General features: G+C 46.0%; 15 protein-coding genes. 9 read left to right on the forward strand and 6 right to left on the reverse strand.

Features of this window, described 5'->3' with window-relative positions:
- Positions 1-259: 259 nt before the first annotated feature.
- From PIL01S_RS11630 to PIL01S_RS11645, 4 genes are all read left to right on the forward strand, one after another.
- Positions 260-5935 carry a S8 family serine peptidase gene (locus PIL01S_RS11630; RefSeq protein WP_127537698.1) on the forward strand — a complete coding sequence of 1892 codons (5676 nt, stop codon included), beginning with the start codon at positions 260-262 and terminating at the stop codon, positions 5933-5935.
- Between the two features lie 180 nt (positions 5936-6115).
- On the forward strand, positions 6116-7357 hold the full coding sequence (locus tag PIL01S_RS11635; RefSeq protein ID WP_127537699.1) for a transcriptional regulator: 1242 nt from the start codon (positions 6116-6118) through the stop codon (positions 7355-7357).
- Positions 7358-7486: 129 nt separating this feature from the next.
- Entirely contained in the window at positions 7487-7927 is a 441-nt protein-coding gene (imm48, locus tag PIL01S_RS11640; protein ID WP_127537700.1) for an Imm48 family immunity protein, read from the forward strand.
- 32 nt (positions 7928-7959) lie between these two features.
- The gene (locus tag PIL01S_RS11645; RefSeq protein WP_127537701.1) at positions 7960-8496 is read left to right on the forward strand and encodes an RNA 2'-phosphotransferase; all 537 of its coding nucleotides are present in this window, start codon (positions 7960-7962) and stop codon (positions 8494-8496) included.
- Between the two features lie 191 nt (positions 8497-8687).
- On the opposite strand, the gene PIL01S_RS11650 is transcribed toward PIL01S_RS11645, so the two are convergent.
- Together PIL01S_RS11650 and PIL01S_RS11655 are read right to left on the reverse strand one after the other, a co-directional pair.
- Positions 8688-9545 carry an SDR family oxidoreductase gene (locus PIL01S_RS11650; protein WP_127537702.1) on the reverse strand — a complete coding sequence of 286 codons (858 nt, stop codon included), beginning with the start codon at positions 9543-9545 and terminating at the stop codon, positions 8688-8690.
- Positions 9546-9659: 114 nt separating this feature from the next.
- Positions 9660-10085, reverse strand: coding sequence for an Rrf2 family transcriptional regulator (locus PIL01S_RS11655; RefSeq protein ID WP_127537703.1), 426 nt, complete (start codon positions 10083-10085; stop codon positions 9660-9662).
- Positions 10086-10498: 413 nt separating this feature from the next.
- Between PIL01S_RS11655 and PIL01S_RS11660 the strand changes: the two genes are divergently transcribed.
- From PIL01S_RS11660 to PIL01S_RS11675, 4 genes are read left to right on the forward strand one after another with little or no spacing between them, the layout of a single operon-like run.
- Entirely contained in the window at positions 10499-12832 is a 2334-nt protein-coding gene (locus PIL01S_RS11660) for an ABC transporter permease (protein WP_127537704.1), read from the forward strand.
- A 13-nt stretch (positions 12833-12845) separates the two neighbouring features.
- A complete protein-coding gene (locus PIL01S_RS11665) occupies positions 12846-13613 on the forward strand; it encodes an ABC transporter ATP-binding protein (protein WP_127537705.1) in 768 nt (255 codons plus the stop codon).
- A gap of 56 nt (positions 13614-13669) precedes the next feature.
- Positions 13670-14305: a TetR/AcrR family transcriptional regulator gene (locus PIL01S_RS11670; RefSeq protein WP_127537707.1), complete on the forward strand. Its 636-nt coding sequence runs from the start codon at positions 13670-13672 to the stop codon at positions 14303-14305.
- A gap of 21 nt (positions 14306-14326) precedes the next feature.
- Entirely contained in the window at positions 14327-15655 is a 1329-nt protein-coding gene (locus PIL01S_RS11675) for an MFS transporter (RefSeq protein WP_127537708.1), read from the forward strand.
- 140 nt (positions 15656-15795) lie between these two features.
- Here the strand turns inward: PIL01S_RS11675 and PIL01S_RS11680 are convergent, their stop codons facing one another.
- From PIL01S_RS11680 to nirB, 4 genes are all read right to left on the reverse strand, one after another.
- Positions 15796-16425: a YfbR-like 5'-deoxynucleotidase gene (locus PIL01S_RS11680; protein WP_127537709.1), complete on the reverse strand. Its 630-nt coding sequence runs from the start codon at positions 16423-16425 to the stop codon at positions 15796-15798.
- A gap of 261 nt (positions 16426-16686) precedes the next feature.
- Entirely contained in the window at positions 16687-17469 is a 783-nt protein-coding gene (locus PIL01S_RS11685) for a formate/nitrite transporter family protein (protein WP_127537710.1), read from the reverse strand.
- Positions 17470-17521: 52 nt separating this feature from the next.
- Positions 17522-17848 (reverse strand): nitrite reductase small subunit NirD, encoded by a 327-nt coding sequence (nirD, locus tag PIL01S_RS11690; RefSeq protein WP_127537711.1) that lies wholly within the window; start codon positions 17846-17848, stop codon positions 17522-17524.
- 90 nt (positions 17849-17938) lie between these two features.
- Positions 17939-20368, reverse strand: coding sequence for a nitrite reductase large subunit NirB (gene nirB / locus PIL01S_RS11695; protein ID WP_127537713.1), 2430 nt, complete (start codon positions 20366-20368; stop codon positions 17939-17941).
- A gap of 312 nt (positions 20369-20680) precedes the next feature.
- Here nirB and PIL01S_RS11700 point away from each other — a divergent pair, with 312 nt between their 5' ends.
- Entirely contained in the window at positions 20681-21388 is a 708-nt protein-coding gene (locus PIL01S_RS11700) for a metal-dependent hydrolase (RefSeq protein WP_127537714.1), read from the forward strand.
- Positions 21389-21642 lie beyond the last annotated feature (254 nt).

Raw genomic sequence — 21642 nt, forward strand, 5'->3', positions numbered from 1 at the left:
CAAAATACTCTTCATTTTCGCAAGTGTTTTTAGGTCTAGAGATACTTGTTTGTTAAAAGAAGTTGCAAATATAAAGGTGTCAGCCTGGTTTTGTAAAGCAAAGTCTCTAAATTAGATAATTCGGTCTATTTATATGTAAATTTTTTAGAAGAATATCAGATCGATTCAATCTATTAACATACTCAATTACCCCAATTTACATTCCATACGCTGCGGAATACGATAATCCTAATCTATTGCAAACCGCAGGAGGTATAAAATGAAACGAAAATCAGCCCGATGGTTATCCGGTGTTTTAGCAGCAGGAGTCATGTTGTCTTCCATGTTCTCCATGCCAGCTTACGCAGCGCCGGCCTATGGCCCTCTACAGCATAGTGAGAGCGCTAAGTCCATTTTGCAATCACTGACGCCAGAAGAAAGACAAGCTTTGAACCAGCTTCAAGTGATGGACGGTGAAGTGATCGATCCCAAGGTGAATACCAAAAGTAGCGATTTGGTAAACGTGATTGTGCAGTTCAAAAGTGAACCCGCTGCGGTTGCCTTGAAACGGGCTGCAGTAAACAATGAGAAGATGTCTGAGCTTACGGCTACGAGCAAGGTGAAACAAAATCACCAGCAATTCAAGCAGCACATTAAGTCTTTGCAGCAGAAGAGAGGGCTATCATATGATGCTGCCTCGATCCGGATTACCCAGGAGTACGAGACAGCGCTAAATGGCGTTGCGTTAACAGTCCCTGGTGTAGCCGTAGAAGATTTGATGAAATCAGGGGTAGTGAAAAAAGTATGGGCTGACCAGGAAGTGACACTTGATCTGCCAGAGACAGACACATCGAGTGAATTTGCATCTGCACCCGGAATGCAGCCTCGAATGGCTGATAGTGTGCCATATCTCGGCATCGACAAACTTCATGAAGAGGGTATCACTGGTAAGGGAATCAAAGTGGGTGTACTGGACACCGGAATTGATTATAATCATCCGGATTTAACAGGGGCGTATAAAGGGTATCGCGCTCATGAGGGAGAAGATCCAAAACAAGTGGATCCGGCTACGGTTAAGGGCTGGGACTTTGTCGATAACGATGCGGACCCGATGGAGACGACATATGAAGATTGGGAAAATTCGGGCTACAAGGAACAGGGTGTTTTAGCAGAAGAATATTATACTTCCCATGGTACACACGTATCGGGAACCATTGCAGGGCAGGCCAAAAATGACGTGGGGTATGCTGTAAAAGGTGTTGCTCCAGATGTAGACTTATATGTGTACCGTGTACTTGGCCCTGGTGGAAGTGGTGAGATGAGTGGCATTATTGCCGGGATTGACAAGGCCATTGAAGATGAACTGGATGTGATTAATCTCTCTCTCGGTGCTGCAACGAATGATCCATTGGATCCGGCCTCCATTGCACTGAATAATGCGATGCTGCAAGGTGTGGTGAGTATGGTTGCGGCTGGTAATGATGGACCCAGTGAAGGTACGTTAGGTACACCGGGAGCGAGCGCGCTGGCCATTACGATTGGTGCTTCCGATGTTCCGTTAACTCTTCCTACCGCTACCGTGACTATGGATGTGTATGGTGATCCAGGTGCAGGAGAGTCGGGCGAAAATACAGCTGAACCAGAAGCGCCTACTGCAGAAGAAGCGCCACCAGCAGCAGATGAACCATCTGCTGCAGATGTACAAGCATCCGCAACAGAAGAAGAGATACCAGTAGAAACTCCACCTGTAGTAGAAGAAACACCTGCAGTAGATGAAGAAACATCGGCAGAAGAAAATGCACCTGAAGTGGATGTAGAAACTCCACCAGCAGCAGAAGGAACACCTGTAGTAGAAGAAGTTCCAGCAGTAGGAGAAGAAGCGCCTGCTTCAACTTATACTGAGGAGTTACCTCTGTTTGGTAAAGATTTTACTGACGATCTGACTACGCTTGAAGGCAAAACCTACGAACTTGTTTATGCGGGGCTTGGTAATGCTTTTGATTTTGAAGGTATTGATGTACAAGGCAAAGTGGCCCTAATTGCGCGGGGTGATATTGCACTCGATGCCAAGATCGTCAATGCAAGAAAGGCAGGGGCGGCAGCAGCAATCATTTATAATAATGTTGAAGGAACAATCCCCAATTATTTGGGTGAAATGAACGGGTATATTCCTACGTTCCAAATGATGAGAGAGCTTGGAGAAAAGCTAAAAGAGTTGAATGGCGTGACGGTCACCTTTGGCGCAGCGGGCCAAACCGTTACGGAAGGAAATAAACTGGCGGATTTCAGTTCCCGAGGTCCAGCGTCCGTGAATGATGACATTAAACCCGATATCGTAGCCCCGGGCGTAGCTGTTTTTTCAACCTATCCTGTATTTGTGAATGATCATACGGGTGAGAATTATAATATTGCCTATGCACGAATTTCGGGTACTTCCATGGCAACGCCGCATATGGCGGGTATTGCTGCACTAATGCTTCAGGCACATGAAGAATACACACCTTTTGATGTGAAGACTGCTCTAATGAATACAGCTGTCGATCTGAACGGGAATTATTCCGTGTATGAAGTAGGTGCAGGCCGAGTAGATCCTTACCGGGCAGTCCACACTTCCGTATTTGCCAAAGTTCAGGATAAAACGATTCACTTCTCGAATGACGAATCCATCCTTATTGATGAAATTACAGGTTCGATCGTATTTGATAGTGCATACTTGGAAGAAGACGGCCAGGGAATCGTATCTGACAGCCGGACAGTTAAAATAGAGAATAAAGGGGACCTTGCCAAAACGTATAACACTTCCATCAAGCTGTTAAACGATATGAATTTAAATGTAGATCTTCCAGAATCGATTACTGTAAGTGGCGGAAGTACAGAAGAGATGACTGTTTCAGTGGATATACCACAGGACACGCCGAGCGGCCGTTATGAAGGATATGTATATCTGGATACGGAAAATGCTGCGGATCATATTCAGATCCCATTCTCCATTCGTATTAGCGAAAAGGGGATTACTTCGGTGGAGATGATTCCACCATCCGTTACAAACGATACCCCATTCCATCAGTTCCTGAACCGGATGACACTGAGTGCCATTCTTTTGGGCAGTCCCATTGATTCTGTGGATGTATTGCTGAAGGATCGCGAAACCGGCGAAGAAATCGGGTTTGTAGGTACCTTGAATTCGCAGTCCCTGCTTCCGGGAGTGGAATATCTGATCCTGAATGTGTTTAGAGGTTATGCATTTCCGATTGAAAACGGGGAGATTTCCAACGTTGCACGATTTGTGCCTGAGGGCAGCTACACACTTGAATTCATCGGGAACGATTCGGACTCCAAGCAGTATTCATACGAAAGATTGGTAGTTGTCGATAATACAGCCCCAGAGATTGATTTGGGTATAGAGCCTGGCGTATACGAGCTCAATGATAGTATGTTGACGGAAAGGGAGGGTGGACAGGGCGTCTGGTATGATGGCACAGCTATCGATTCAACAGTCCAAACCTTTGTTGATAATGGGATCACGGAATATGATCAATCTTCCAACCGTGTCATTTTCTACGAGAATGGCAGTCCCTTCTATTCCGGTGACTTGCCTGTTTCCAAAGAAGGAAATATATCATTTGGTATTACCAAAGAAGAATATGATAATGGTTACGAACTTCGACTCTTTGGAATGGATGTGGGTACAGCGGCCAATCCCGTCAAGGACCACCGCTATGGCTTTATTTCCGAAGGCAAACCTTATGTGACTAGTAAATATGACAAAGAACAAGTGCGTAAAGGAGATACGATTACCCAGACTATTCAATTGAACAATGTGGAGAAGTTAAACGGTATTTCGTTTACCCTGGAGTCGATGTATGACTATAAACAATTTAACCGGATTGAGCCAACGCCTGAGCTGCAGGCATTACTGGATGCCACAGGTGCTGAAGTGAAATTCAGTGATCCTGTAGTGAGCCCAAGAGAAATTAGCTTTGAGGCATCCATCTCAGGTGGATCCTTTGAAGGAATCACAGGGAATCTTGATTTGTTCCATGTTGTCTTTGATGTTCCGAAGGATGAATTCTATTTTAAGAAAAGCGACGTACCATTTCTTGAAGTGAAATACACGACGGTTGGCATGAAAGAGAACGAAGAGAAATTGACATTAGCCGCGTTTAACACAGACAGCTATGAAGTGATTTCCAAATCTTCAAGAACATATGGTTATCTACGTCCCGAAGCTTTTATGGTCGATGGAGAGTATCTGGATTTTGCAAATGACTATTCGGCAATGGGCATTGAAGTTTATGCGGAGACGGCTTCCGGTGAGAAATATGAGGGGACTTTGCAAAAATATGGTGAGTTCCTGATCGATGGGATTCCGGCAACAGGAGAAGTGACGACCATCTACACACGAGTTCCGGGCCATTTACCTTCCAGGCTGGCAGTGGTTCTGAGCAAGACGATTGATGGCGAATACTACGGTATCAATCAACTGAATTCGTCTGATTATACGTATGCAGGAGATATTAATGGAGATGGAGCCATCGATATCTATGATATGGAGCTTGTAACGAAATATTATCGTACTTCGGATGAAACTGCTGATATTGACCAGGATGGTTATGTAGGAGACACCGAAGTGAGTTATATTACGAATAACTTTGGAATGACGGCTAACTATTCTACCAAGCAGCCTGTCTTGCAAATTGGGGACAAAGACTTAGGGTACTTCCTCAATAAAATTCAGGAAATGAACAATGGTGGTTCTGGTAATAATGGGGGCGGTTCGGGAAATAGCGGTGGCGGCGGATCTTCTACGACGCCTGCACCTGTCCCAACACCTGCACCATCTACAGAATCAGAATCAAGCCAAAATCAGGTCATTACGGAAAAAGATTTGCAATCTGCGGCAAACGGTACCGCGAATGTGGAGATGACGGTCGGTAAGAAGATTGAGCTGCCTGTCAATGCCGGGGATTTGTTGGGTGCGAATTCACTCACAATATCTCAGCAAGGTGTGCTATCGCTCACCATTCCTTCTGGCGTATTGAAAGAACTGCAAACCAAAGGTGGCCCTGGTGCAGCTGATGGCAAAATCATCTTGGATATAAACAAAAAAGATGTGAAATTACCAGCGGCGAAACAAGGTCTGACGTGGACAACCGCAGGTGCTGCTTACGAAATTGAACTGTATCTCCAGGTTTCCAGTGAGAAGCTATCTTTGTCCTCACTTTCTGAAGATGTTACGCTGACACTCCATTACGACAGAAAGCTAAACAGCGATCTGATTGGCATGTACACTGAACATTCAACTGCGAATCAATGGGATTACGCAGGTGGGATCGTAGACGAAGAGAAGGGTAGCGTTACTTCCCAATTGTCCGATTTGGGCACGTATGCACCGTTCGTCTACGATAAATCCTTCGAAGACGTGGCACCAACGCATTGGGCAAGCGAAGCAATCAAGTCTCTTGCAGCGAAACATGTGCTGACAGGTAAAACAGAGACTGCGTTTGATCCGCAAGGTCAAACAACTCGTGCCGAATTCGCTGCCTTAATCGTAAGAACCCTTGGCTTAGAGGCAAAAGGTAATGAATTGCCATTTGGTGATGTAAGCAAGGATGCCTGGTATGTGGATAGCGTTGCTGCTGCTTATCAAGCAGGTTTGGTTCAGGGAGTATCTAGTGATACATTTGCTCCGACTCAAACCATTTCACGTCAAGAAATGGCCGTGCTTATGATGAGAGCATACGAATACCAATCCCAAACAAATGATACCCAGTCAGCTGATGCCGGTTATACGGATGAAGCAAACATTGCATCTTGGGCAAAAGAAGCTGTGGCTAAAGCGGCTGAGCTTGGTGTAATGAAAGGTTCTACTGGTGGGAAATTCAAACCTCAAGATAGTGCTACACGTGCCGAAACGGCCCAAACGGTTCACAATTTACTTTCGTTGCTGAAATAAGAAGTACAAATATAAGAGGTTCCTCCAGCATTAGGGGGGCCTCTTATTTTGTCATGACTGCACCTTGCGATTCTCCCAAAATTCTCCTCCCAGGTACACCAGACTCCAATATATAACTGGTACAGTCCACATTCGATCCCTATAATTAGGAATAAACGATGGACAAAACGAGGTGTAGTGATGGTTGAAGGGAAGATTATTAAATTTTACCGGGAGAAACATAGACGAACTCAAGGCGAACTGGTGAAAGGGATCTGTTCAGTCACACATCTGAGCAAAATTGAACGGGGAATGACAGAGTACTCACAGGAGATTATGGACATGCTCTGTGAGCGACTCCATATTGATATGGTAAGGGAAGTAACCAGATATCATCAAATGAAGGATCTGCTGGATTCATGGCAAGAGGCCATTATTATGCAGAGAACGGCCGAAGCTATTCGTCTAAAAGACAAGCTGGAAGAAGAACCGCTAGCAGGTATACCAGACTTGCGTCTATCCTGTGATTTGCTGCGGATCCGATTTTATTTATTTTTAAATAATATAGATGAGGCAGAAAGACTTATAGACAAAGTCGAGATTCCGGATGAATTGGAGCATTCGTACGAGCATTATTTTTATCACCACCTGATGGGGATTTACTATTTCCTAACAGGGCATTATACCAAATCCATCCAGACGTTAACCTCTATTGACCAATCGAAATATACGAATCATGAATACTTTTATCATTTGTCCCTGGCCTATCACTCGATCTATTCGAATATTACGTCTTACTATTACGCCGAGAAGGCTATCCAGCATTTTCGGAAAACGCTCAATATGGTTCGGATCATTGATACCGAAACCATTATGCTGGTTCAGCTCAATTCCCGAGAGTATCATGATTTTCCTGAGACTAAAAGAAGATATGAGAATCTCATTCGGATATGTGATGATTGCGGTCTTCCTGACCGAAAAGCCAAGCTGCTGAACAATCTGGGTTACGAATATAACCGGCGAAAGCAGTATGAGGAGGCTGCCTATTGGTACAATCAGGCGCTGGATATCATTCCGGAGAAACAACCGCTCTACCTGATGGTGCTTAATAATTACGTAGAAGCGAATAGACTGGGTAATCTCATTCCTGCAAACAAGCTATTAAATATATCTCTGGAAGCCCTGCATCGATCTGATCTTACGGGAGACGCAAGTTATATGGAATTGGAACTCCAATGTGTTATTTTGCAAGGCCAGGAGGAAGCGTATTATGAAATGATAGAAGATAGAGTTCTTCCTTACTATCGTGAGCTTGGTTCCCAATATCTCGCCGAACGTTATGAGGAGATATTGTTTAAATATTATATGAATCATGGTGAAAAGGATAAGGCACTGGAGCTCGCAAAAAATCGTTTCGAAACGCAATCGACTTCGCTTATATAAGGGTAATGCAAGAATGAGAGAAGCTTCGATAGACAGGGGATTTGAAACGAATACCGTAACTCCGATACAATGGGGTCAGGGAGTCTAAGAGAATGGATTAAATATGGCTGAGAAATGGAGAACTACAATATGACTGATTTTATTAACGCAGAAGATATTAATGACGTCATTCTGGCAGCGGCTGCCTCGGAGCTTGAGCAGATGGTGGGCAGGATTTGTGAATTGATTGGTACGCCTTTGGAACAGACAACTGAGCTGGAGCGGCAGGTGATCGCTGCATTCGGCTTTGGGGCCGTATACGGCATTACTCATCGGGATCAACTAGCAGAGCCCCAGGCTCACGCACTGAGTATTCGGATGTTGATCAAGCCATTTAACTACAGTGAACAGCAAGCAGTGGACTTTGCCGACGATCTAATTCGGGTGGCCTCGGACCGGGAGGCGCATCCAGTAATGAACACGATTATTCATCGTGGGATTGACGGCCACCGTCAATTTAACCAGGAAGATGATGAAGGACTGGCACGCAATATTCAGGAGATTTTGACTGCGGTACAACCGGAGAGGTAGAAGAGAGTTACTAGATTCGGGAGATGATCGTGATGGATTTGATGAAACTAAGCAAAGAGCTCTCTTATGCTCTGCGGCATGCCCCCTGGGAATATGAGCTGGAGCTGGATGAAGAGGGCTGGGTGGAGATCTCGCAATTACTCGTAGCACTACATGAAAGTCCGCAGTGGAAAGAAGTAACGGAAGCGGACCTGGAGCAGATGATTCAGGCCTCGGAGAAAAAGAGACATGAAATCCGTTCCGGCCGCATCCGGGCGCTATATGGTCATTCCACTCCGCAGAAGATATCCAAAATCCCTGCGGAGCCGCCGGTAACGCTTTATCATGGTACACCGGCTCGCGCGGTGGCTTCGATTATGGAGCAGGGATTGCAGCCACGGCAGCGGCAGTATGTGCACTTGTCCTCAGATATGAATACGGCCGAACAGGTAGGACGCAGACGTGATGATCAGCCCGTAATCATGAAAATTAATGCCGCGCAGGCAGCCAAAGATGGTATCCTCTTTTACCATGGTAACGAAAATATCTGGCTCGCTGACCATATACCTGCACGCTATATCGGTCGCTGACAAGAAAAGTGCCCGCGAGTCCAATAGAGTATATTTTGTTATTCTGTTATGTATCCAATGATCCGGATGATCCATACAATATAAGCACATGTTACAGAAAAAGGGGCACATCAACATTTGTTGGTGTGTCCCTTTTGGTTATCCAGCTAATAGAATTTCGTTCAAATAGCGGATATGGATTTGAAGACGTTTTATTTGCCCAGAATCGCCTTAACGCCTTCGCTCAATGGTTGAGCCGGACGGCCAAGCAGTTTCTCCAAGGTGTCGCTCTCTACAGCCAGTGCGCCTTCACGGATGGCACCTTGCATATCAACCAGCATGGAGACCACAAAGTCAGGCAGACCTGCACCTTTCATGATGTCGGCATAAGTAGCATCGTCCACGTTTTGTACATTGATGTCCTGTCCGAGCACTTCGCCAACGATGGCTGCAAGTTCAGCTTGCGTGCGGAGTTTACCAGACAACTCATATACTGAATTCTCATGTCCCTCACCTGTAAGCACTGCTGCGGCTGCATGTGCATAATCACTGCGCGTAGCCCAGCCTACTTGACTGTCGTTGGTTGCATGAACCCATGGGGCACCTTGGGTAGCAGCTTGTACGCTGCCTGCTTCATTTTCCAGATACCAGTTGTTACGCAGGAAGGAGTAGGAAATGCCGGATTCGCGGATCGCCTGTTCTGTGGCACGGTGCACTTCAGCCAGCGAAAGGGTGTTATTCTCGGCATTTACCACGCTGGTATACGCGATAAATCCAACACCTGCACTCTTGGCAGCATTAACCGCAGCTTGATGTTGGCGGATACGTGTCTCATTGTCGCCATCTGTGGAGATGAGCAGCAGGCGATCCACACCAGCGAAAGCTGTGGCAAGTGTACCCGGTTGATCGAAATCACCATGACGAACGTCGACGCCTTGAGCACGCAGTGCTTCCGCTTTCTCCGGGTTTCGTACACTTACAGCCAGATCCCCGGCGGATACCGTTTTTAACAAAGCTTCTACGACCAGTGAACCCAAATGACCTGTTGCGCCAGTAACCAAAATTTTCATGAGATATTCCTCCAATGGTTTAAGTATTTTGAAAAAAGTTTGGATGTAATCAAGTCCGTTATAACAGATGTGATTACAACCAAAGGGTTAAAAAAAGCTCATGATGAGCTTCTTTTATTCAGAGACATGAACCTGATCCATCATCTGCTGTATCGTTACGCGGTTCAAGCGCTGTTCCATCGCTGTCTGGGCCTCAATGAGCTCGGCACGTAAGGTACGTTCGATCATGCTGCCCACGGGACAATCCGGATTCGGATGTTTATGAAAGTTGAATAGCTCCCCATCCTGGACTACTTCAAGTGCCCGGTATACATCCAGTAGGGTGATGTCTGCCGGGTCCTTTAATAAGGAAGCCCCGCCGACGCCCGGTCTAACCTCGATCAAACGGGCCTGTTTCAGCTTAGACATGATCCGCCGGATAATCACGGGATTTGTATTTACGCTGGAAGCAATAAAATCCCCGGTACACTCATTAGGTGCAACAGCAATTAAGGACAGTGTGTGAACAGCAATGGAAAAGCGGCTGCTGATTTGTTTCATGGATGATCACCACCATTGTAACTATAATAGTTACAAATAAGGGCGTTGTCAATTCTATTTTTATTCCTTTTCAAAAATAAAATACAGAAGGTTATAAATACTGCTTACATAGGATCGTCAATGATTACGACAAAAGAGAAATAGAAAAATATGTTTTAATTGACAAATAAAAAGAGGATTGTATAATCTGGCTAGATCAATCGTTGTGAACCGCAGTGCATTGTTTGGGATAACCTTTAGAAGGGAGGTGGATATGCTGTACTTCAGATGAAATACATATGTTAATTCCAAGTGGATGACATCCATTTCGTCTAACATCTTACATTCAATGTTTTTAGATCAGTTTCAATACTTCCAGCATCTGACTCCAGATCAATAGAAATGAATCGTGAATGAGAGGAGCCACGTTATTCATGCTGTTACGAATGTTGAGAAATGATATCAAGAGAAAGAAAGGGATCACGGCTTCATTGTTTATTTTTGTACTGCTAGCTGCCTTACTGGTGTCATCGGGGTCCAGGATGATTATGGAATTAACAAGTTCCATTCAATATCTGTTCTCCGAATCCAAGACTCCTCACTTTGTACAGATGCATGCTGGAGAATTGGATCAAGCCAAAGTGATCTCTTGGGCTGAGGCTGATCCTAATGTCGAGCAGCATCAGATTGTAGAGATGGTCAATATTGACGGTGCGAATCTGTTTCTTGGAGCAGAATCTGAGAAAAATAGCGTAATGGACATTGATTTTGTTACTCAGAATCAGGATTTTGATTATTTACTTAATCTGAATAGTGAAATGATACAGGTAAACGATGGCGAGATTGCAGTTCCTGTGTATTACATGCGGCAGAACAAATTAAGGATAGGAGAACAGGTACGAATTGATAACGGTTCATTCAAACGTTCCTATACCATTGTTGATTTTGTCCGGGATGCCCAGATGAATCCCTCCGTCATTCATTCCAAACGTTTTATTGTGAGTCCAGCAGCCCTAGAGGAATTGAAGCAGGGTGTTGGGGAGATGGAATATTTGATCGAGTTTCGATTGAAGGAACCCGGACGGATAGGAGAATTCACTCAAGCTTATCAGAATGCAGGACTTCCTAACGCTGGTCCAGTCGTGACGTATGGCCTGTTCCAGTTACTGAATGCCATGACTGATGGTGTTATAGCCGCCGTTATCATTCTGGTCAGCCTAGTGCTGATTCTGATTGCGATGCTCTGTATCCGGTTCACAATGCTGGCTACCATAGAAGAAGATTATCGTGAGATTAGTGTCATGAAAGCCATTGGAATCGCGGAGAAGGACATTAAGAAACTGTATCTCATGAAGTATGTGTTTATGGCCGGGTTAGCTTCCCTGCTTGGATATGTTATATCACTGGGTGTGAACAGACTTTTTGTGTCTAATATCTTGTTGTACTTGGGAAAGGCGCCTGCAACTTTGTTGCATTTTGCGGTACCTTTACTCGCTAGCGGGTTGATTTTTGCCATGGTGGTTCTGTTCTGCCGGACGGTGCTGCGGCGGTTTCGTTCCATCTCTGCGGTGGAGGCACTCCGAACGGGAAGCCTGGGAGACAATCAAATTATTCGCAATCGTCTCAATCTGTCCCGTAATCGTTGGTCTTCTGTACCCGTCTTTCTGGGACTGAAGGATGTAGTTCAACGCGTCAGGATGTTCCGTTTGTTACTGTTCGTCTTTGTTGTCAGCTCGTTCATTATGATTGTGCCAATCAATTTCCTCAATACCTTGAAGGCACCGAGTTTTATTTCCTACATGGGTGTAGGTCAAAGCGATATTCGAATTGATTTAAGGCACACGGATGATGTAGAGCAGCGCTATAACAACTTGATAAACCAGATCAAAACAGATGAAGACATTAAAACATATTCTCCACTGGTAACAAGTCAGTTCAAGGTTCGAAATGCGGAAGGCAGTTATGACAATCTGAGCGTGGAAACTGGGGATTTCAGCATTTTTCCATTGTCTTATGTCAACGGTAATGCCCCGGCAACCACCAATGAAATTGCACTATCCGATGCGAACAGCAGCGAGCTCGGGCTGAAGACGGGAGAACAGCTTACTTTGCTGGTGAATGGAAGGAATCAGGTAATGACGGTCAGTGGCATTTATCAGGACGTAACAAATGGCGGAAAAACGGCGAAAACGTTGTTGCCTTACAACAAGGATAGTGTTCTGTGGTATGTAGTCAGCCTGGATTTGAAAGATCGTAGTCAGATGGCTGCCAAAATTGCTGAATATGAGACATCTTACTCTCCAGCCAAAGTAACAGATCTGCAGGGATACCTGGATCAGACGCTCGGAGGAACCATTCAACAATTGAAATTGGTCACAGTGCTGGCTTTAGCCATCGGGGTATTCATTTCGATACTCATTACCTCACTTTTCCTTCAAATGCTCGTAGCCAAAGACAGTAACGATATCGCTGTTTTGAGAAGTCTCGGTTTTGCTTTGTCCAAGATCAAGCTGAAATATGTCGTAATGTCACTTGTCATATTGATAGTAGGAGTTGCTGCAGGAACGATACTGTCCAATACGCTTGGACCTTTGCTCGTTAGCGCCATTATGTCAACGTTTGGTGCTTCAAATATTTCGTTCGTAATTAACCCGGTACAGGCGTATATTCTGTGTCCGTTGTTGCTTGCAGGAACCATTGTACTGACGGCATGGATCAGCATCCAGTCGATCAAGGAAACTAGCATATCCAAAATGATCACAGAATAGGGGCGGATTAACCATGACAACCATACTTGAAGCTAAAGATGTGAATAAATCTGTAGCCATCGGTGAGAATGAAGAACACAGCATTCTAAAAGATATCAATCTCCAACTCAAAAAAGGAGAGTTCGTATCTATTATGGGACCGTCCGGCTCAGGCAAGTCTACGTTGCTATACAACGTTAGCGGCATGGACCAGATCAGTGCTGGTAGTGTCTACTTCAATGGCAAAAAAATATCGGCATTTCAAGAAAGCGATCTGGCGAGTCTTCGATTAAACAAGATGGGCTTCATTTTTCAGAACATTCATCTGCTCAAGAATCTGAATCTGCTCGACAACATTGTACTTTCGGCGTATCTCGCCAAGAACAGCAGCAGAGATGCGATTAATGCACGAGCAATGTCACTCATGAAAAAGATGGGAATTGACGGGCTGGCCCAGCATAATATCACTCAAGCCTCGGGAGGGCAGCTGCAGCGGATCGCCATTTGCCGCGCGTTGATCAATAATCCGGATATTCTGTTCGGAGATGAGCCAACAGGAGCGCTAAATTCCAAATCCACACACGAGATTATGGATATTTTGGGGGATATTAATGCCACAGGTACCACCATCCTGCTCGTAACTCATGATGTCAAAGTGGCTGTTAGATCGGAACGGGTGTTGTTTATGATGGATGGTAAATTGGTGGCCGATAAAAATATCGGCAAGTATGCAAGAGAACGTCAGGATCTGAAGAACCGCGAAAGCCATCTTTCACAGTGGTTAACTGAAATGGGGTTCTAATTCTGAAACTTCACGACTAGAATAGACCGACAGTCGGTCGTATCGGAGGACAGCATATGAGATTAATCAAAAATCCGGAAGAACGCCGAAATGAAATATTGGATGCAGCAGAGGTTCTGTTTGTGACAAAAGGTTATACCAAAGCAACGGTTATGGATATCCTCCAGGCATGTAACATTGCCAAGGGTACATTTTATTATTATTTCCAGTCCAAGGAAGAGGTAATGAACGCCATCGTCATGCGTTTTATTCTGAAAGGGGAGGAAGCAGCGAGACGTGTGGTGTCTGATCCAAAATTGGATGCCCATGACAAGATTTTTCACATTGTTATGGCGCAGAATGAGCCTGATGACAAAAAGCTGGGGCTGATTGAGCAATTGCACCATGTGCAAAATGTGGAAATGCACCAAAAGAGTCTGGTGGAGACGGTCATTCGGTTAAGTCCCATTTTGGCCGAAGTGGTGGAGCAAGGCATTCAGGAAGGCGTGTTTCATACACCTAACCCGAAGGAATCAATTGAGTTTTTACTGGTATCCTCACAGTTTTTACTGGATCAGGGCATTTTTCAATGGAAGGAAGAAGAGCTTCAAAAAAAAGTTGAGGCATTCTCTCAGATCGTGGAACGTGTCCTGGGGGCGAAAGAAGGAAGCTTCGCCTACGTTACCCGTCTGTATTTTCCGCATCAAGCCTAAGAGGAGAGAGGGGCGGCATCAATGGAACACACGGTTCAAACATCCTTCAGAAAGTTTCTGGTTGTATGGGCCGGTCAGCTTGTCTCCATGATCGGGATTGGTCTTACGGCTTTCTCACTGGGTGTGTATGCCTTCGAGAAGACCAATACGGCAACAAGTGTTGCCCTGATTACCCTGTTTACGTTTCTGCCTAACATCCTGCTCAGGCCCATTGGAGGTGTACTGGCTGATCGATTCGATCGCCGGACGATGATGATTATCGGTGATTTGGGTTCTGCAGCCGGTCCGATTTTTATCCTGGCGATCATGCTCACGGGTGATATTCAGTTATGGCATATTTACGTGGGGGTATCGTTCAGTTCTGTTTTTTCGGCGCTGCAAAGTCCGGCATACAAGGCTTCTGCCACGGACTTGCTCGATAAGGAACAATTCTCCAAAGGGAGCGGACTCGTGCAGCTGGCTGAATCCTCCAAATTTTTGTTTTCACCGATTATTGCGGGAATCCTGCTCAGCATCACAACGATCGAAGTGATCCTGACCATTAATATCGCTACTTTCTTGATTGCCATTCTGGCCGTGCTGGTCATTCGGAAGAGCATGAAGGTAGAGCGGGAGAATAAAGAAGACACAAACTGGATGACCGATATTCAGGAGGGGTGGAAGGAAGTTGTAACGAATAAGGGAGTACTGCTGCTGGTCATTATTATTTCCTTGGTGACCTTCTATCTGGGATTCCTGGAGACGCTGATTGGTCCAATGCTCTTGTCCTTCACGGATGCGAAAACACTGGGGACTTTTCAGTCCGTTAGCGCCATTGGCATGCTGATCAGCAGCTTGTGCATCGGGGTATTCACGATGACGAAGAAGTATGCAAGTGTACTTGTTATGGGGTTAATCATGTGCGGGCTGTCCTTCTCGCTTCTCGGGATATCGACCAACATCTATTTTATTATCTTCGCGGGCTTTCTGTTCCTGTCCTCGCTGCCGTTTGTTAACATGAGCGCAGATGTGTTGGTGCGTAACAACATTGCCAACGAGAAGCAGGGAAGAGTATGGGGGATCATTGGTATCCTGTCACAGCTCGGGTTCATCATTGCGTATAGTTTGGCCGGATTTCTGGCTGACCACGTGTTTAATCCGCTGATGATGGAAGGCGGAGTACTGGCATCTTCAGTTGGTCAAATTATTGGAATTGGACCGGGGAGAGGAATTGCCTTGCTGTTCATCATCGCCGGCCTGTTTGTTATTCTGCTCGCCATAGTTACGTCCCGTTTAAAACTGATTAAGTCACTTGAGGAAAGTTCAGATCGTGCAACTCGCTCAGAAGTTGGCGGGGTGACACATGATTAATTGAAAGATGAACAAGGAGAGCCTTATCCGCATAATGTGCTGTTACTGTGGGAAGTACGATGTGCAGCATTTATCGGTAACAACAACAACGAAAAGAAGCCATGTCCCTGGATCAGATGGACCAAGATGGCCAGCGCTGATTATTGGGACAAAGCTTCTTCGGTGATTTTGCGGATATCGAACGGGGAGCGAATGCCTTCTTCAATCATATCAGGCAGAATGTTGTCTAAGAAATAACGTACACAGTGAAGGTCGATATTTTTGATTTTGATCAGTGCATAGCGGTACATGACGATGAATTCTTTCTCCGTATTGCCACGCTGCAGTTCCGCAAAGGCTTCATATACCTGGTCCATTTTATCCGCCACTTCAAGAATCAGACCTTCTACGGAATCATCTTTGCCTTCTCGCAGCTGCCTGCGGAAAATGTCCTTAAATTCCTCAGGGAAATTTTCATTAATAAAATGCTCTACCATCGCTTCTTCCACATGGAGCAGCATGGAACGCAGTTCCAACGAGTAATGTTTGACGGGTGTCTTGATATCACCGATGAAGATTTCACCATAGTCATGGCTGCTGGTGATTTCGTATAACTTTTTCCAATCGATGCTTACTCCGTGAAGTTCTTCAATATCGGCCAGTGTCTTGGCATACTGTACTACTTTCCAGGAATGGGCAGAAACACAGTGTTCTTCGAACTTGAACTTGCCAGGCGTTCGAATGATGCGTTCAAGATCGTTCAGTGACCTAAAGTACGTATGAATTCCCATCTAAGCTATCATCCTTTGTTGGTTGAGTATGATCCGACTATACTTTAATTATGTTAACCACGGATTAACGATGTATGCGAGAAAGGTAAAAATAAACCATGAAAGTGAAAGACATAAGCATGGGGATAAAGAGACAAAAGGGATATCCACGGACAAAACCAAAAAACCACCATGTCGACTGAACTTTTATTCAGCTGATTCATGGTGGCTTTTTTAGACTTTTAATGATTCACGATGAAGGAAAATGTGTACGAGGTCCGATCAGGCTTTCTTTCGAACCGGGGAAATAAACCAATACGCCATACCGACAAACAACGCACCACCAATGATATTACCCAGCGTGACGGGAATCATATTGTGCAGCCAACCTGCAAGCGTGATCGTATCGGGATGGTTGGGCAGCAGCCAGGACAGGGATAAGAGCGTCATGTTGGCGACACTGTGCTCATACCCGCTGGCGATAAACGCGTACAGACACCACCAGATTAGTACCAGTTTGGCAATATCCTCTTTGGAACGGGCCGCCATCCAGATGGCCAGACAGACGAGCCAGTTACAGAGAATACCGCGGAAGAACAATTCGGTAACGGGTGCAGCCATCTTTTTGGCCGATACGGCAAACAGTAAGTGCTCCGGTCCAGCGGTTTTAAACAAACCACTGCCTACAATAAGCAGACTGAGCAGAATGGCCCCGATCAGATTGCCGAGAAAAACAAGTCCCCAGTTTTTCAAGGTTTCCCGAACTTTGGTCCGGCCTGCCAGCGTACTCATGGTAAAAAACATGTTGTTGCCTGTGAACAATTCCGAGCCTGCAAAAATGACGAGCGTGAGGGCGAGCCCGAAGGACATGCCCATCAGCATCATTTGCAAGGGTGACTTGGCTGCAAGCAGCGGTGCACCGATACTAAAGATCAGAATAATTCCAAGCCCAACGTAAGCCCCTGCCATTAAGGCAGCCACCATGTAACGCGGCAAGCTAGCATTCATCTGATCCCGTTTTTTAACGGCAGCTTCAATAATTCCTTCAACACCTGGTGTATACATCCTGGTCTCCTCCATTATTGTGCATCTATCTCGTTCCTGCTCATGGAGCTAGCTATACAGCAATCCAGACCTGTCCGTACTCGAGTTTCACCGGAAACATCTGAACCTGTCCCTGATCTGGTGCCTGCACTTCACCCGTACTTAAGTCAATTTTCCAATCGTACAGCGGATCATAGAGATAATGTCCAGATACGATGCCTTCGGCGAGCGGCCCACCCTTGGGGTGGGGGTTATGGTTATCGGCAGCGAATACGGTACCGTCGGAGGCGCGGAAGACAGCCAGCTGTCGGCCTTCAATTTCTACCACTCTCCCGATGCGAGGGAGAAACTCTTCAATCTCTCCCGCCGGAAAGTAGGTGCCTGATTGTTTGGTTGTCATTTGGACTGCTCCTTTTCTATGGCAGGTTCACCTGCAAATTGAATATCATATTGATCCAGTAAAGAACGTTATTATTTTAAGGATTAAAACTTAAGGGAGAGCCGAAACTTCAATTCTCTGGAACAGTTTGGTCTGGCCTTCTTCGTTGCGCAATACTTTTTCCCATGGATCTTCCACATGGTTCAGAGCAAATTCAATGCGTTCCATCAGTGCTTTGCGTTCCTCCGTATTATCCACCACAACCGAACGAATCTGCTCAAGCCCCATCCGTTCTACCCATTCCGAGGTGCGCTCCAGATAGTTGCCTGTTTCCCGATAGTATTGAATAATTGCACCGCAGAGTTCGATGAGTTCTGCATCTGTTTTTACTTTGCATAAGGAGTCTGCCAGTCTGGCCTTGATACCACCATTACCGCCAATAAACAACTCCCAGCCTCCATCGTTACCTACGATACCGATATCTTTCGTACATGATTCCGCACAGTTCCGAGGGCAACCGTTAACCGCCATCTTGAATTTGGCAGGCAGATCAAGACGCTCGAATTTGCGTTCTAGCAGGGCACCCATCGCCATGGAATCCTGGGTACCGAAGCGACAGAACTGGGAACCGACGCATGTTTTGACCGTACGCAGCGATTTGGCGTAAGCATAACCGGAAGGCATATCCAGCTCCGCCCATACCTGCGGCAGATCCTCTTTTTTGACCCCGATCAGATCAAGACGTTGTCCCCCGGTAACCTTGACGGCTTTTACATCGTATTTGACCGAAATGTCCGCAATGCGTTTCAGTTCTTCTGGCGTGGTTACGCCGCCGTACATGCGCGGTACTACCGTATACGTACCGTCTTTCTGAATATTGGCGTTCATACGTTCATTGACAAACCGGGATTCCTTCTCGTCTTCATGCGTATCCGGTGCAATCATGCCGAGGTAGTAGTTAATTGCTGGACGGCATTTGGAACAGCCTTCAGGCTGGCTCCAGCCCAGGACATTCATCACTTCTTTGGTCGTCTGCAATCCTTTTTGCTTGATCTCGGCTACAATTTCATCCCGGCTGAGCGAGGTGCATCCACAGATGCCCTGTTTGGCGCCGCTTGTGAAGCCATCTCCCAGTACATATTGTAAAATTTGTTCTACTACCGGTTTGCATCCGCCGCATGAACGGGTTGCGCCTGTGCAGGCTTTGATCTCATCAACGCTGCTCAGACCTTGATTCGTAATGGCATCGACAATCGTTCCTTTGGTTACACCATTACATCCACATACGATTTCGTCCTCAGCCATCGTTTCAATAGAAGCAGCTTTGTTGTGACCACCACAGCCCGTACCCATCAGTGAGGCATACAGCTCATCCGTCATCTCGGTTTTCTGTTTGATTAACTTCTGCAATTCAGCAGAATCCGTCACATCTCCAAAGAGCACGGCACCGACCATGATGTTGTCCCGCAGCAGAATTTTTTTGTAGGTCCGTTTCCAGTCATCTTTATGGCTGATCACCGTATGGTCAGGACTATCGAGAAATTCGCCTGTGGAGAAGACGTCCACACCTGAGATTTTTAATTTGGTAGATACGACAGAGCCTTCATACGGAGCAGTTTCCACGCCGCAGATATGCTTGGCGAGAATCATGCCTTGTTCGAATAATGGGGCAACGAGGCCGTAGCATACTCCCCGGTGTTCGGTACATTCCCCGACAGAATATACACCTTCGAGTGAGGTCTGCATGTAGTCATCCACGATGATCCCGCGGTTAACTTCCATGCCGCTTTCGCGGGCTACAATCGTATTCGGTTTAATGCCTACAGCCATAACGACAAAGTCTGCATCCAGTACGGTATCATCGGCAAATCGGAGGCCTTCCACACGTTCCCCGCCGATCAATTCAGCTGTCTGTGCGCCCATCCTGAAACGAATGCCCTGACGCTCCAGTTCCGCTTTTAGCATGGCTGAAGCTTGAGGATCGAGCTGGCGTTCCATCAAGTCTTGCATGAGATGAACTACGGTGACGTCCATACCGAGCTGTACCAGACCTTTGGCTGCTTCCAGTCCGAGAAGACCTCCCCCAATAACAGCCGCTTTTTTATATTGCTTTGCTGCTTCGAGCATCATATTGCAATCGGCAATGTCCCGAAATCCAACAACGCCTTCTTTATCATGACCCGGAACTGGCAGGATAAAGGAGCTGGAACCTGTAGCGATAATGACTTTGTCGTAGGGCACCCGTGTGCCTTCATTTGTAACGACTTCCCGGGTATCTGCATCGATACGGGACACGGTTGTACCGGTATGAAGCGTAATGCCATTGTCTTCATACCAGTGCAGATCATTCAGCACGATATCATCAATGGTTTTGCTGCCCTCCAGAACATAGGACAACATGATTCGGTTATAGTTGGGATAGGGCTCCGTGCCGAAGACCGTAATATCATAACGTGAAGTTAATTTCAAAATCTGTTCAACTGTACTAATTCCGGCCATACCGTTACCGATCACGACAAGTTTTTCTCTGTTTCCGTTCATGTGTGTAAGCCTCCTTGGTTTAACACTGGACATTATCAACATTTTTAGTGGTTTATATTTGAATCATAGCGTGGATTGCTAACACTTAATGTGATTTATTTCACTAAGAAAGAGATAAGTAGCACAAATTAAAAAGTGTGAGCCCGGTCACGGAAACTGTTTTTTTATTGGAGCTTGAAGAATGGAAGGTATTGAGGTCCAGACGCTACTTTAAAATAAGAAATACGAACTATTGTTCTCTTTTTGTTTTCGTTGTAACATCGAGAATGGGATATGATGTTCCCTATTTCTTCGAAAGGAAGTTTTCGCATCATGATGGGAAGATCCCACCTGATTATTGGAACAGGCGTTTCACTTTCAGTACTGCAGCTGATGGGTGTGCAAGTCACGGCACCGGCTGTTACGGTTGCGCTCATTGGCTCGCTGCTGCCGGACATTGATGAGCCGAATTCCTTATTGGTATCCAAGGCGCTGCCCAATAGTCTGATCAGGCTGCTGCAAACCATTTTGCTGCCTACAGCCGTATTTGTGTATTTTTATGTGCAGGCGAAGCCTTGGAATCTGCTGCTGGCCATTTTGGTCGGGCTGGTATCTTTCCTGCCATCGCGTTCGCTCCGCAAAGTGTTGATGTTCGCCATCGGACTGGGCCTTGTATTCTACGGTCACGCCCTCGCACCATGGAACCTGATTGCAGGGAGTCTGCTCATGTTATGTACTACGCTGACCCACAGAGGTTTAACCCATACGCTCTATGGAACTGCAGTTTGGGGAGGACTGCTGTACAGCACAACGCATGAGCAGGGACCGGAGATTTGGGTTGCCGGAGGAGTAGCCTATGCCATGCATCTGCTTGCAGACTCGTTGACGAATCGCGGGATTCGTCCGCTTCCGCCACTCAAGTGGAGGATCAGAGCGAATTTGATGAGCACGGGGACCAAACATGGAGCCGTGGTCGAGAATGTATGTATTGTGCTAACGCTTATTTTGGCATGGATCGCATTTTCGCCGTTATTTCTGTAACTCTGAGTAATAGGCATCGAGGTTATTTATCGGATTATGTAGCATGACGACATCAGCATGAATTCAAAAACGCCAGTCCAGAATAGAGGACTGGCGTTTTTTATTGGCTCTCCGAATCCTGTACTAAACCTTACCATGTGTATAGAGTTCAAGGGGCTAAACCACAATTGGGAGCAAGGTTCAGGAAGAGGATGGGGAATCGGTAAGCTCATCAATATCCGAAGAGCCAAATACAAATAACACAACAAGGATAA

It is taken from the genome of Paenibacillus illinoisensis NBRC 15959 (genome assembly GCF_004000925.1).
In the GTDB taxonomy this organism is placed as follows: domain Bacteria; phylum Bacillota; class Bacilli; order Paenibacillales; family Paenibacillaceae; genus Paenibacillus; species Paenibacillus illinoisensis.

Excerpts from the sequence above, each read along its gene's own strand:
- PIL01S_RS11630 (WP_127537698.1), top strand. The coding sequence starts at position 260 with ATGAAACGAAAATCAGCCCGATGGTTATCCGGTGTTTTAGCAGCAGGA.
- PIL01S_RS11635 (WP_127537699.1), top strand. The coding sequence starts at position 6,116 with ATGGTTGAAGGGAAGATTATTAAATTTTACCGGGAGAAACATAGACGA.
- imm48 (WP_127537700.1), top strand. The coding sequence starts at position 7,487 with ATGACTGATTTTATTAACGCAGAAGATATTAATGACGTCATTCTGGCA.
- PIL01S_RS11645 (WP_127537701.1), top strand. The coding sequence starts at position 7,960 with ATGGATTTGATGAAACTAAGCAAAGAGCTCTCTTATGCTCTGCGGCAT.
- PIL01S_RS11650 (WP_127537702.1), bottom strand. The coding sequence starts at position 9,545 with ATGAAAATTTTGGTTACTGGCGCAACAGGTCATTTGGGTTCACTGGTC.
- PIL01S_RS11655 (WP_127537703.1), bottom strand. The coding sequence starts at position 10,085 with ATGAAACAAATCAGCAGCCGCTTTTCCATTGCTGTTCACACACTGTCC.
- PIL01S_RS11660 (WP_127537704.1), top strand. The coding sequence starts at position 10,499 with ATGCTGTTACGAATGTTGAGAAATGATATCAAGAGAAAGAAAGGGATC.
- PIL01S_RS11665 (WP_127537705.1), top strand. The coding sequence starts at position 12,846 with ATGACAACCATACTTGAAGCTAAAGATGTGAATAAATCTGTAGCCATC.
- PIL01S_RS11670 (WP_127537707.1), top strand. The coding sequence starts at position 13,670 with ATGAGATTAATCAAAAATCCGGAAGAACGCCGAAATGAAATATTGGAT.
- PIL01S_RS11675 (WP_127537708.1), top strand. The coding sequence starts at position 14,327 with ATGGAACACACGGTTCAAACATCCTTCAGAAAGTTTCTGGTTGTATGG.
- PIL01S_RS11680 (WP_127537709.1), bottom strand. The coding sequence starts at position 16,425 with ATGGGAATTCATACGTACTTTAGGTCACTGAACGATCTTGAACGCATC.
- PIL01S_RS11685 (WP_127537710.1), bottom strand. The coding sequence starts at position 17,469 with ATGTATACACCAGGTGTTGAAGGAATTATTGAAGCTGCCGTTAAAAAA.
- nirD (WP_127537711.1), bottom strand. The coding sequence starts at position 17,848 with ATGACAACCAAACAATCAGGCACCTACTTTCCGGCGGGAGAGATTGAA.
- nirB (WP_127537713.1), bottom strand. The coding sequence starts at position 20,368 with ATGAACGGAAACAGAGAAAAACTTGTCGTGATCGGTAACGGTATGGCC.
- PIL01S_RS11700 (WP_127537714.1), top strand. The coding sequence starts at position 20,681 with ATGATGGGAAGATCCCACCTGATTATTGGAACAGGCGTTTCACTTTCA.